This is a genomic window from Xanthomonas axonopodis (assembly GCF_001304695.1).
Lineage (GTDB): Bacteria > Pseudomonadota > Gammaproteobacteria > Xanthomonadales > Xanthomonadaceae > Xanthomonas > Xanthomonas axonopodis.
On sequence record NZ_JFAQ01000117.1, the window covers coordinates 1 to 13259 of the forward strand.

The 13259-nt window shown below is 64.4% G+C and carries 4 protein-coding genes and 4 pseudogenes; 6 read left to right on the forward strand and 2 right to left on the reverse strand.

Annotated elements, in window-relative coordinates; genetic code table 11:
* On the forward strand, positions 1 to 2155 hold a 2155-nt coding region (locus tag XAXN_RS11450; RefSeq protein ID WP_054319639.1), incomplete at its 5' end, for a TonB-dependent receptor plug domain-containing protein.
* 283 nt (positions 2156 to 2438) lie between these two features.
* Here the strand turns inward: XAXN_RS11450 and tnpA are convergent.
* Positions 2439 to 2839: pseudogene (gene tnpA / locus XAXN_RS11455) on the reverse strand (IS200/IS605 family transposase).
* Positions 2840 to 3096: 257 nt separating this feature from the next.
* On the opposite strand from tnpA, the gene otsB reads away from it, so the two are divergent.
* The 5 genes and pseudogenes from otsB to XAXN_RS23415 all read left to right on the forward strand — a co-directional run bounded on the left by otsB (position 3097) and on the right by XAXN_RS23415 (position 12702).
* Positions 3097 to 3855: a trehalose-phosphatase gene (gene otsB, locus XAXN_RS11460; RefSeq protein WP_054319640.1), complete on the forward strand. Its 759-nt coding sequence runs from the start codon at positions 3097 to 3099 to the stop codon at positions 3853 to 3855.
* Between the two features lie 49 nt (positions 3856 to 3904).
* A pseudogene (locus XAXN_RS11465) lies at positions 3905 to 5683 on the forward strand (glycoside hydrolase family 15 protein).
* Positions 5680 to 7047 (forward strand): alpha,alpha-trehalose-phosphate synthase (UDP-forming), encoded by a 1368-nt coding sequence (gene otsA, locus XAXN_RS11470; RefSeq protein ID WP_054319641.1) that lies wholly within the window; start codon positions 5680 to 5682, stop codon positions 7045 to 7047. The pseudogene XAXN_RS11465 and the gene otsA overlap by 4 nt, the downstream one beginning before the upstream one ends.
* A 635-nt stretch (positions 7048 to 7682) precedes the next feature.
* Positions 7683 to 10121: a glucose/quinate/shikimate family membrane-bound PQQ-dependent dehydrogenase gene (locus tag XAXN_RS11475; RefSeq protein ID WP_174515475.1), complete on the forward strand. Its 2439-nt coding sequence runs from the start codon at positions 7683 to 7685 to the stop codon at positions 10119 to 10121.
* Positions 10122 to 10834: 713 nt separating this feature from the next.
* Positions 10835 to 12702, forward strand: a pseudogene (locus XAXN_RS23415) (methyl-accepting chemotaxis protein).
* A 253-nt stretch (positions 12703 to 12955) separates the two neighbouring features.
* Here the strand turns inward: XAXN_RS23415 and XAXN_RS21310 are convergent.
* Positions 12956 to 13259: pseudogene (locus XAXN_RS21310) on the reverse strand (avirulence protein); the annotation flags it as partial.

The window sequence follows — 13259 nt, forward strand, 5'->3', positions numbered from 1 at the left end:
CCTGGTCGGGCGAAAGCCCGCGCAGCTGCGCGGGCTTTCGCCCGACCAGGTGCTGGTGCTGGTCAACGGCAAACGCCGCCACACCTCGGCACTGGTCAATACCGACAGCAAGATCGGCAAGGGCACCACGCCGGTGGACTTCAATTCCATCCCGATCAACGCGATCAAGCGTATCGAAGTGCTGCGCGACGGGGCCGGCGCGCAATACGGTTCCGATGCCATTGCCGGTGTCATCAACGTGATCCTGGACGACAAGCCCGAGCGCGGCGAGCTGGAAGCCAGCTTCGGCGCCTACAACACCGATGTGAAGCCGATCGATCGCCGTGTCACCGATGGCCAGACCAGCTACGCCAGCGCCAAGGTCGGCTCGCTGCTAGGCGATGACGGTGGGTTCTTCAAGGTGGGTCTGGAACTGAAGAACCGCGAAGCGACCAACCGCGCCGGCTTCGACCAGATTCCGCCGTTCGAAGAGCAGACCCCGGCCAATCTGGCGCTGCGGGGCCAGCGCAATTACGTGCTCGGCGATGGCGCCACCAAGGGCCTGAATGCCTGGCTCAATACCAAGATTCCGTTCAGCGCCAGCGGCGAGTTCTACGCCTTCGGCACCTACAACCAGCGCGATACCGAAGGCGCCAATTACTTTCGTTACCCGGACAGCAGCGCCAACTGGCGCGAGATCTACCCGAACGGCTACCGCCCGATTTCCGAAGGCGAGAATCGCGACCTGCAACTCGTGGCCGGTGCGCGCGGGCAATGGGGCAACTGGGATTACGACGCCAGCGTCAACTACGGCCGCAACGACTTCACCTACCGGCTACGCAACTCGCTCAATGCATCGCTGGGGCCGAGCAGCACCACGCGCTTCAAGACCGGCGATTTCGCCTTTGCGCAGACCGTGGGGAATTTCGATCTGACCCGCGTGTTCGACGCCGCCGGCGCCACCCATACCTTCGGCACCGGCGCCGAGTTCCGCCGCGAGCAATACCGCACCCACGCCGGCGACCCTGCCAGCTACGCGGCCGGCCCATTCACCGATCGCCCCACCGGCTCGCAGGCCGGCGGCGGGCTCACTCCACAGGACCAAGCCGACCTGTCGCGCAACGTGGCCAGCGCCTACGCCAACGTCTCCAGCCAGTTCGGCGACAAGTTTTCCACCGACCTGGCCGGCCGCTACGAGCATTACCAGGATTTCGGCAGCCAATGGACCGGCAAACTGGCCGCACGCTACGCGTTCGCTCCGGCCTTTGCGCTACGTGGCGCCATCTCCAACAACGTGCGCGCGCCTTCGCTCAGCCAGATCGGCTACGAAGCCACGTCCACTGGCTACGATGCGTCCGGGCGGCTGGTGCAGGGACGGCTGTTGTCGGTCAACAACCCCATCGCGCGCGGACTCGGCGCGACCGATCTGAAGCCGGAAAAGTCGGTCAATTACAGCTTGGGCTTTACCAGCAAGCTGGGCGACCACTTCGACCTGTCGCTGGATTTTTTCCACATCGATATCGACGACCGCATTGCGTTGTCCGAAGACATCACCGGCGAGGCACTGACCAGCTTCGTGCAGCAGAACTACGGCGTCCCCGGCGTCCAGAGCGCCAGCTATTTCCTCAATGCGGCCGATACCCGCACCCGCGGTGCCGAGCTGGTGGCCAACTGGCGCCATTACGTCTTCGGCGGCGATTTGCTGTTGACCGGCACCTATAGCTATGCCAAGACCGAGTTGAAGAACATCACCGCCACGCCGGCGCAACTGCTGGCACTGGATCCGGACTACGTGCTGTTCGGCGTGGAGGAGAGCAATACGCTCACCGACGCCGCGCCCCGCACCCGCGCCGCGCTCGCCGCCAACTGGAGCGACCAGCGCTGGAACCTGCAGGCGCGGATCAACCGCTATGGCAGCGCGACGCGCGTATTCGACTTCGGCGATGGCTTCGTCCCGCGCCAGACCTACGGCGCCGAATGGCAGCTGGATCTGGAAGCGGAACTGCGCCTGAGCGAGCAATGGACACTGGCGATCGGCGGCCAGAACATCCTGGACAACTACTCGGACCGTTCCATCGACGACATCGCCTACTTCGGCAACCTGCCCTACGACGTGCTCTCGCCGATCGGCAGCAATGGCGCGTATTGGTACGGACGGGTGCGGTACGCGTTTTAAGCAGGGATTCGGGATTCGGGATTGGCAAGAGCGGTGCCACTTGCGAATCCCGACTCCCGAGTCATCGCTGCTCATGGGACGTGCGCGCTACCGGCGGCAGTGGGCAGTGGCGCTTACTGGTACGGGCGGCTGAGTTACGCCTCTGATGCGGGGGTGGAGAGTCGGGAATCGGGAGTAACCATCCCCCGGCAAAGCCGGGGGCATTCATAGTGTGAGCCGCTCAAAGCAGCTGGCGGGGCGCTAACGCGCTTCCCTTTGTGGGCGCCACCTCACGGTGGCAGGCTTACCGTAGCAACTGCAATTGATCCAGCCGATCATCCTCCTTCTCCTGATTGCGAATGTACTCCCGGATCACCGCTTCATCCCGACCCACCGTCGATACGAACTAGCCTCTGGCCCAGAAGTGCTGACCCGCAAAGTTCCGCTTGCGCTCCGCATATACCCGTGCCAAATGGATCGCGCTCTTGCCCTTGATGTAGCCCACCACCTGCGACACCGCCAGCTTCGGCGGGATCCGCAACATCATGTGCACGTGATCCGGCATCAAGTGACCTTCCTCTACCCGGCTCTCCTTCTGCTCGGCCAAGCGTCGGCCAAGCGTCTGAACACCTCGCCCAAGTGAGTCCGCAGCTCCTTGTACAACACCTTTCGTCGTCGCTTCGGGATGAATACGACGTGGTACAGACACTCCCATCGGCTGTGACTTAGACTCTGATACTTGCTCCATCTCGGTTTCTCCGATTGTGTGCTTGGCGGCTCACAACCGGAGTTTCCGCGATGAACTCCTGTAAACGTCAAACGGCTACTGCCACCCCGGCAGAGCCGGGGGAACTCCCTTGGGGGTTAGCAAACGCAGCGCTTCGTGCAAATCCTCCATCCCGACTCACAAGCCCCGCCGTTCCATAACCTGAATCTCACACCGCTTTGCGCACACTGGCCTGATGGCAGACGCGCATTCCCCCCTACCGTCGCCGCCATTGCTGGACGATGCCTGTGCATTGTTCCTGGACGTGGACGGCACCCTCATCGACTTTGCCGACCGCCCCGAGGCGGTGCAGCTATTGCCCGCAGTACGCGAGGCCATCGGCCTGCTGAGCGAGCGCCTCAATGGCGCCGTTGCACTGGTCAGCGGCCGGCCACTTGCCCAGCTGGATGCCCTGTTCGCTCCATTGCTGCTGCCGGCCGCCGGTCTGCACGGGCATGAACTGCGCAGCGATCCGGCGGCGCGCGCGGCAATGCCGCAAGACACCTCCGAGTGGCTGCACGGCCTGCATCAACGCGCCGCGGCGCTGACGCACAAGCACCCAGGCGTGCTGGTCGAAGACAAAGGCGCCAGCGTGGCGCTGCACTGGCGCGCCCGGCCACAGGCTGGCCCCGAGGTGCTCGCCTTCGCGCAGCAGGAAATCGCACAGCTGTCCGGCTATCGCCTGCAGCCCGGCGACCACGTGGTGGAATTCGTTCCCGAAGGCAGCAATAAGGGCCTGGCAGTCGAACAGCTGATGGAGCACGGCACCTTCGCCGACCGTACGCCGGTGTTCGTCGGCGACGACCTCACCGACGAATTCGGCTTCGACGCCGCAAACCGGCTCGGCGGCTGGAGCGTGCTGGTGGGCGATCGCGCACAGACCAGCGCGCGCTTCCGCGTCGATGGCACCGCCGACGTCCACGCGTGGTTGCAGCGCAACGCACGCAATCGCTGAGCACGGCGCACCTTCTCTCATTACACTTCAACAGGATCGTTTGCACTCCATGACCGAGCCAAACCTGGATCTGGGCGTTATCGGCAACTGCAGTTTCGGTGCATTGGTCGATCGGCAGGCACGTGTGGTGTGGAGTTGCCTGCCGGCATTCGACGGCGACCCGGCCTTTTGCACGCTGCTCTCGCCCAAGACCGAAGGCGGCGACTTCGACGTGGAACTGGAAGACTTCGTCAGCAGCGAGCAGCACTACCTGCCCAATACCGCTGTACTGCGCACAGTGTTGCGCGACAGCAAGGGCGGCGAGGTCGAAGTCATTGATTTTGCGCCGCGCTGGCTCAACAACGGGCGTTTCTATCGCCCTGTCAGCATCATTCGCCAGATACGTCCGCTGAGCGGCAACCCGCGCATCATCGTGCGCGCCCGTCCACTGGCCGACTGGGGCGGCCGCACGCCGGACACCACCTGGGGCAGCAATCACATCCGTTGGGTGTTGCCGGAATTCACCCTGCGCCTGACCACCGATGTGCCGGTGCGCTTCGTACGCGACGGCCTGCCGTTCGTGCTGAGCCACCCGGTGAGTCTGGTGCTGGGCGTGGACGAATCGCTGACCCGCTCGCTCACCGGTTACGTGCAGGAGGCACAGGAACGCACCGAAGAATACTGGCGCGAGTAGGTGCGTTATCTGTCCATTCCGCTGGATTGGCAGGAAGCGGTGATCCGCAGCGCGATCACGTTGAAGTTGTGCCAGTACGAAGACAGTGGCGCGATCATCGCAGCGATGACCACCTCGATCCCGGAAGCGCCCAATACGCCGCGCAACTGGGATTACCGCTATTGCTGGCTGCGCGATGCCGCCTTCGTGGTACGTGCGCTCAACCGGCTCGGCGCAACGCGCACGATGGAGCAGTTCATCGGCTACATCTTCAATATCGCCACTGCCGATGGCACCATGCAGCCGCTGTACGGCATCGGCTTCGAATCGCAGCTGGAAGAACACGAAGTCGACACCATGGCCGGCTACCGCGGCATGGGGCCGGTGCGGCGCGGCAACCTGGCGTGGATCCAGCAGCAGCACGATGTCTATGGCAGCGTGGTGCTGGCGTCCACACAGCTGTTCTTCGACCTGCGCCTGAAGGATCAAGGCGATGCGGATACCTTCCGCCGGCTTGAACCACTAGGCGAACGCGCCTATGCACTGCATAACGTGCCCGACGCTGGCCTGTGGGAATTCCGCGGCCGCGCCGAAGTGCATACCTACACCGCAGCAATGTGCTGGGCAGCATGCGACCGCCTGTCCAAGATTGCCGACCGGCTGGCGTTGCCCGAGCGCAGTACCTACTGGCGCGAACGTGCCGACAGCATCCGCGAGCGCGTGTTGAACGAGGCCTGGAGCGAGGAGCGCGGCCATTTCACCGACACCCTCGGTGGCCATCGGCTCGACGCATCGCTGTTGCTGCTGGCCGATATCGGCATCGTGGCCAACGACGACAGCCGCTTCGTGCGCACGGTCGAGGCGGTCGGTCGCGTGCTCAAGCACGGCGATGCCCTGTACCGCTACATCGCACCTGATGACTTCGGTGAGCCGGAAACCAGCTTCACCATCTGCACCTTCTGGTACATCGACGCACTGGCGGCAATCGGGCGCAAAGGGGAGGCACGTGAATTGTTCGAACGCATCCTTTCGCGCCGCAATCACCTCGGCTTGCTGTCGGAGGATCTATCGTTCGAGGACGGCGAAGCCTGGGGCAACTTCCCTCAGACCTATTCGCATGTGGGCTTGATCATCGCAGCGATGCGCTTGTCGCGGAGCTGGCAGGAGGCGTCATGAGTCGTTTGGTGGTGGTATCCAACCGCGTCGCGGTGCCCGGCGAAAACCGCGCCGGCGGCTTGGCGGTTGGCTTGTTGGCGGCGCTCAAGGAGCGCGGCGGCATGTGGTTCGGCTGGAGCGGCAAGACCGTGCGCGGCGACAGCGGCGGCATGCACAAACAAACCGAAGGCGACATCACCTTCGTCACCATAGACCTCAACAAGCGCGACATCGATTCGTACTACAACGGCTTCGCCAACCGCACGCTGTGGCCATTGCTGCACTTCCGCCTGGACCTGGTCGATTACGATCGCGCCACCCGCGAAGGCTATCTGCGCGTCAATCGGCTATTTGCCGAAAAACTCGCGCCGCTGCTGAAAGACAGCGACACGCTGTGGATCCACGATTACCACATGATTCCGCTGGGCGCGATGCTGCGCGAGCTGGGCGTGGGCTGCAAGATGGGCTTCTTCCTGCACGTGCCGATGCCGTCGGCCGACCTGGTGCAGGCCATGCCCGATCACGCGCGTTTGTTCAGCACCTTCTACGCTTACGACCTGGTCGGCTTCCAGACCCAGCGCGATGCCGAACGTTTCAAGGCCTACGTGCGCCTGTTCGGCGGCGGCCGCATTCTGGAAGGCGATCTGGTGGAAGGCCCGGGTGGGCGCCGCTTCACCGCCTCTTCGTTCCCGATCGGGATCGATACCGACCTGATTGCCCACCAGTCCAAGGCCTCTGTCGGCAAACAAGCAGTGCGTAATCTGCGCGAAAGCCTGCGTGGCCGTCAGTTGGCCATCGGTGTGGATCGGCTGGATTATTCCAAGGGGTTGCCGGAGCGCTTTCAGGGCTTCGAGCGCTACCTGGAGCGGTATCCGGATCAATCCGGCAGCCTGACCTATCTGCAGATTGCACCGGTCTCGCGTGGCGATGTCACCGAATACCGCCAGCTGCGCAGCCAGCTCGAACAGATCGCCGGCCACATCAATGGCGGACATGCAGAGCCGGACTGGACGCCGCTGCGCTACGTCAACCAGAACTTCAGCCATGCCACGCTGACAGGCTTCTATCGTGCGGCCTCGGTATGCCTGGTCACGCCATTGCGCGACGGCATGAACCTGGTTGCCAAGGAATTCGTGGCCGCGCAGGATCCGGCAGACCCAGGTGCGCTGGTGTTGTCGCTGTTTGCAGGTGCAGCCGATGAAATGAAGGAAGCGCTGCTGGTCAACCCGCACGATCTGGATGGCGTGGCCGACGCGATCGCCACAGCGGCAAGCATGCCGCTGGCAAGCCGCATCGAACGCTGGCACGCAATGATGGACCACCTGCGCAAGAACAACATCAACCACTGGCGCCAGCGCTATCTGCAAGCGCTCTCCGAGGTCTAGAGAGCCGCTTCTCCCACCGGGACGCTGTCGTCCTTCAGGAGAGAAGGTGCCCGAAAGTCGGATGAGGGTACGGCCGCAATCAGCTTGAAGTCCGCAGTTGTCAGGCGGACGCGCTGCCCGACGCAGGCACGCTTAGCAGCTGCGACGTCTGACCAAGCGCCCCCTGCTCGCTTGCAGGGGATGAAAACGTGGGACGTCGCCAGTGTGCAGTGCGATCGACGCCGTAATAAGAGGCTCTGCGCCGCGACGCACTGTCCTTCGATCACGGGCGCGCTCGGCAGCAGCGCATGTGGACCGCAGCGCTGCGAATACCCTGGCACCGCACTTCGCGAAGCGTTCGAAATCCGCATGTTTCCGGTGTGCCGAACGTGTAGGTTGGAACGCTGGTTCCTATTCCGTCACGGACAACAGGCGTCCAGGCGTCCAGGCGTCTAAAATATTCACATGAGTGGCGCTGAGGACCCTGGGAGGAGCTGCGCGCTCATAGCGTTCGACGTTCGTATCTAGATCCGGGCCGCGTGTTGGCGCCTGCGATCGCTCTCCCTCCACGACTGGCCACCGCTCGCTGGTGCCCGAGTCCTTCCTGACATCTCAAAATGACTGATCGATCCTCAAAACGTGGGCTAGGCACCTGGTTGCTGGTAGCCTATGCCGTGGTGATCGCCGTGCTCGGCGCGGTGCTCGCCTACCAAGGCGGCCGCCTGGTCGCCGTCGGTGGCTCCTGGTATTACCTGATCGCAGGTATTGCCCTGTTCCTGGCGGGCGTCCTGCTCGCGCTGGGCAAGCGCGCCGGGCTGTGGCTGTTTGGCGCCACGCTGGCCGGCACCATCGCCTGGGCGCTGTGGGAAGTGGGCCTGGATGGCTGGTGCTTGGTGCCGCGCCTGGCCATGATGTCGGTGCTCGGCCTGGTACTGCTACCGTTCTGGGGTGTGGCGCGTCGTCGCATGCAGCCATTGTCCGGGCTGGGCTACGCGCTGGTGACCGGCGTGCTGCCGATCCTGGGTGCGGCGCTGATCCTGTGGCCGCTGCTGATGCCACGCAATGTCGAGCTGGCCCATGCCTCCAAGCTGCCGGCCGACAACGCCACGGCCTTCAGCCGCGGCACCTTGCCCAGCCCCGACGGCAATGTCGCGGCCAATCACGACGCCAGCAACTGGACCTCCTATGCCGGTTCCAACCTGTCCAACCACTACACCCCCGGCGCGCAGATCACCCCGGACAACGTGAAGAATCTCAAGGTTGCCTGGGAATTCCACACCGGCGACCTGAAGCCCAAGCATTCCAAGCTGGGCTACGCTTTCCAGAACACCCCGCTCAAGGTCGGCGACCTGCTCTACATCTGCACGCCCACCCAGAAGGTGATCGCGGTGGAAGCGGCCAACGGCAAGGAGCGCTGGCGCTTCGATCCACAAACCAATCCCAAGGCGATGGCGGGCGTTGCTGCCACCACCTGCCGTGGCGTGTCGTATTACCAGGCGCCCGAAGGTACCGCCGAGTGCCCGACCCGGATCCTCTGGCCGATGGTCGATGGCCGCCTCGGCGCGCTGGATGCGCAGACCGGCAAGCTGTGCACCAGCTTCGGCAACAACGGCTATGTCGATCTGAATGCGGGTACCGGCAACACCAAGCCGGGCTTCGTCGGCCCGACCTCCCCGCCGGTGGTGATGCGCGGCGTGGTGATCCAGCCGACCGGCCAGGTCCGTGACGGTCAGGAAGGCGATGCGCCGTCCGGCGTGGTACGTGGCTTTGATGCGCTCACCGGCAAACTGCGCTGGGCCTGGGACCTGGGCAACCCGACGATCACCGCCGAGCCGCCGGCCGGCCAGACCTACACGCGCTCCACCCCGAACGTGTGGTCGCTGATGGCTGCCGACGACGAGCTGGGCCTGGTCTATCTGCCCACCGGCAATGCGTCCGGCGACTTCTTCGGCAAGGGCCGCACCCCGCAGGACGAGGAATACACCGCCTCGCTGGTTGCGGTGGATGCCGCCACCGGCAAGGAACGCTGGCACTTCCGCACCGTCAACCACGACCTGTGGGATTACGACATCGGCCCGCAGCCGAATCTGGTCGATTGGCCGGTCGCTGGCGGCGGGACGCGTCCTGCGGTGATCCAGGCCACCAAGTCCGGCCAGGTATTCGTGCTGGACCGCGCCACCGGCGAGCCGATCATGCCGGTCAAGCAGATCCCGGTACCGCAGGGTACCGACCACGGCGACTGGACCGCTGCCACGCAGCCGATTTCGCCGGGCATGCCCAACACCGTGGGCGCGCCGAGCCGTGGGTTCGAAAAAATCATCGAATCCGATGCCTGGGGCATGACGCCGTTCGACCAGTTGGTCTGCCGTATCCAGTTCAAGCAGCTGCGCTACGAAGGCATATTCACCCCGCCCACTCTGCAGGGTTCGCTGGCCTTCACCGGCAACCACGGCGGCATCAACTGGGGCGGCGTGTCGGTGGACCTGCAGCGCGGCATCATGGTGATGAACAGCAATCGCCTGCCCTACACCTTGCAAGTGTATACCCGCCAGAAGATGGACGAGCTGGGCGTGGTGTCGGTGTTCGACGGCAAGAGCAAGACGCCCGGCTACATGGCGCAGAAGGGCCTGGCCTACGGCGCACGCAAGGAGCCGTGGATGTCGCCGCTCAACACGCCGTGCGTGGCACCGCCGTGGGGCTACATCGCCGGCGTCGACCTGCGCACGCAGCAGGTGATCTGGCGCCGTCCGCTGGGCACCGGTTACGACCAGGGTCCGATGGGTATCCCCTCCAAGACCAAGTTCGAGATCGGCACGCCCAACAACAGCGGCTCGCTGGCCACCGCTGGCGGGGTGGCCTTCATCGGCGCGACCTTGGACGACTTCATGCGCGGCTTCGACACCCGCACCGGCAAGCAGGTCTGGGAGACCCGCGTCCCCGCCGGCCCGCAGGCGGCGCCGATGAGCTACACCATCAACGGCAAGCAGTACATTGTGGCCGCCGTGGGTGGACACGACCGTATGGAAACCAAGTCGGGCGACAGCGTCATTGCCTGGGCCCTGCCGGACGATGCGCAGGCCGCACCTGCCAAGTAACGGCAGCGCTCCAAGCACCGTGCGGCCTGGCGGTGCACCGATGCGCACAAGCCCATGCAGTCTGCACTGCATCGGCCGCTGCGCATCACCCGCCTAGCTGCGCCCTGGCGCATTGGCAACCTGCCGTCGGTCCAGGACCGACGGATGCACCGATCAAACCGGTCGTCGCAAGACGGCCGGTTTTTTTGTGCGCACGCTTCACGGTGCGGCGAAGGCGCGTGGAGTCGAAGCCAGCGATGTCGGCCCAGCGTATGGCGTGCGGCCCCCAAGCGATCGCTGTCAGACCTGAGGTCCAGTCGTCCGCACCCACGCAGAGCGCCGAAGCAGGCGATCCCCGTAGCAGTCAAAGACCTGCGCAGGTGCACATCCATCGCGCACGCCGGTGGTAACCGAACCGGCGCCACCTTCGGAGAGGTGTGTTCGCCTGGGGAAATCGCAGTGCGCTCGCGTTGCCAAGCAATCGCCTCGCCCACGCATTTCACGCAGAATTTACAATCGAGTCGACGTATTGGTTCGTTCGTTCGCACACTGCGCGTATACCCCGCCCGCACTGAAATCGCTTTCGGATCAATGAGATCACGCTATTTCGGGACCTGGTTGTCACATTCCGACGAACGGCGCCTTCACATCATCATGATTCGGACTCAGCCGCCGATATCCCCAGACGGCCGATGCCGCTCCCCCTTCTCAGATCATCCAGCTGGACTCAGCCTATCTCGCTTGCACACGATGCCGCCCCCGTTGCCCAACCGCCCGCCGGTCGGCACGTTGCGCGCGCCACCTGGACTGCATGGCTGCCCGCCGCTGCACACTTGGGGCTGCTGGCGTTGCTTGCCTGCTACGCCGCCACGCTGGTACCGGGCGGCTTCCTGAGCGGGCTCGGACGCGTACTGCCCGCCCTGCTGGGGTTGGGCGCGGCAAGCGCCGGGCTGTGGTGGTGGTCGCGCCGTCGTCACGATGCGCAGCTGCAGCAGGCAGTGCGTGCGGTGGTGGCGATCGGCGAAGGACGCACCCAGCGTCTGGACCTGCGCAACGTCTCCGGCGACCTCGCACCGTTGCTGCATGCGCTGCAGGATGCCCAGGACAGCTCGCCATCCGCATCGATGTCATGGAGCAAGGCTTGCGCCATGGCCAGTTCGTGATCAAGGCGCTGGACGATCTGGACACCATGATCCGCATCGCCAACGACGATGGCCAGGTGCTGTTCGCCAACCGCAAATTGCTCGCCATGCTCAAGCTGATCGAGCCGGATGTGCAGAGCTTCCGTCCCGGCTTCCATGCCGAAGGCTTCGTCGGCGGCAGCATCGGCGACATCTATCCCGACAGCCAGGCAGCGATCGACCGCATGCGCGCGTTGAATGCCTCCAAGGCCGTGCGTGCGCCGTTCTTCGGCCGCCAGATCGACTTCGTCTACAGCCCGATCATCGCCGCCGACGGCACCAAGCTCGGCACCATCGCGCAGTGGATGGACATCACTGCGCAGGTCAACGCCGAGCAGGCACTCATCCAGATCATCGATGCCGCCTCCGCCGGCGATTTCAGCCGCCGCATGCAGATCGACGGCATGGACGGTGTGCTGCTGACCCTGGCGCAAGGCATCAAACGCATCTACGACTCGGTGGAAACCCATCTGGCCGCATTGGCGCGCGTGATCGGTGCGCTGGCCGAAGGCGACCTGACCCAGCGTGTGGACGGCGATGCGCACGGTATCTTTGCGCGCTTGCGCGACGACACCAACCAGACCGTCACCCGCCTTACCGAGATCATCGGCGGCATCCAGACCGCATCGGACACCATCCGCCAGGCCGCGGTGGAAATCGCCGCCGGCAACATGGATCTTTCCGAGCGCACCGAGCAACAGGCGGCCAATCTGGAAGAAACCGCAAGCTCGATGGAAGAACTCACCTCCACCGTGAAGCAAAACGCCGAGAGCGCACTGCAGGCCAATCGCCTGGTCGTCGGCACCGGCGACGTGGCGCAGAGCGGCGGCCAGGTGATGGACGAGGTGGTCGCCACCATGGGCCAGATCAGCACCGCCTCGCGCAAGATCGGCGAGATCATCGGCGTCATCGACGGCATCGCGTTCCAGACCAACATCCTGGCGCTCAATGCCGCAGTAGAAGCCGCACGTGCCGGCGAACAGGGCCGCGATTTTGCGGTGGTGGCTTCGGAAGTGCGTGCGTTGGCGCGGCGCTCGGCCGACGCCGCCAAGGAAATCAAGACGCTCATCGCCGACTCCACCGACAAGGTGGAACTGGGTTCGGGCCTGGTGCACCGCGCCGGCGCGACCAGGCGCGAGATCGTCGGCTCGGTCAAACACGTCACCGACATCATGAGCGAGATCACCTCGGCCAGCGCCGAGCAGTCCAGCGGGATCGAGCAGGTCAACCGCACGGTCACGCAGTTGGACGAAGTGACCCAACGCAATGCCGCGCTGGTGGAAGAAGCCACCGCCGCCGCGCGCAGCCTGGAAGAACAAGCGGTGGAACTGGCCGATGCGGTCTCGATCTTCCGCCTGCAATCCGACGCCCGCCCCGGCGCCTCCAACATCGTGCGCGCCAGCTTCCACAACGCGGCATAAGCCTGGCATGCGTGCCGATTCGTAGGAGCGCACCCGGGCGCGATCGGGCTTCTGCGGAAATGCCCCGCGTCAACAGGTGCACCGAATCGTCTCGTCCCGGCAGCGCAGCGCAGGCTAGCGTCACGACGCCGGACGCCTTGGAGGGCCGGCAGGGATTCATGTAAAAAAACAGCCAAAAGTGAGCTCACTCACTGACAGTGAGAGGTTTATTAAACGAATCCCTGCCGACGCTCAGGTAATCCCCGACTGAGCCTCACTGAGGCAATAGCTCCATCACCCATGCCATCTCCTCTTCGTTGAATGCCGGGAAATCATCCGCCGCCCCTGCGAAGGGGGCCGCATCTTGTTCCCACATCACGGTGCTGGACGCTGCCAGATCGGCATCCATGGGCGTACCAGGATCCGGGAGGCCGCCCCCGATCCTGGTACGCGGGCGTTTTACACCCCAGCTGAGGGGGGGTAAATGCAGCGCATCGCGCTGTTCGGGAACGAGCACCTCGACAGCTTGCTGTGCGCAGGCGCCGGGGACAGAACTCTCCGATCGGGACCGTTTACGG

Excerpts from the sequence above, each read along its gene's own strand:
- otsB (WP_054319640.1), top strand. The coding sequence starts at position 3,097 with ATGGCAGACGCGCATTCCCCCCTACCGTCGCCGCCATTGCTGGACGAT.
- otsA (WP_054319641.1), top strand. The coding sequence starts at position 5,680 with ATGAGTCGTTTGGTGGTGGTATCCAACCGCGTCGCGGTGCCCGGCGAA.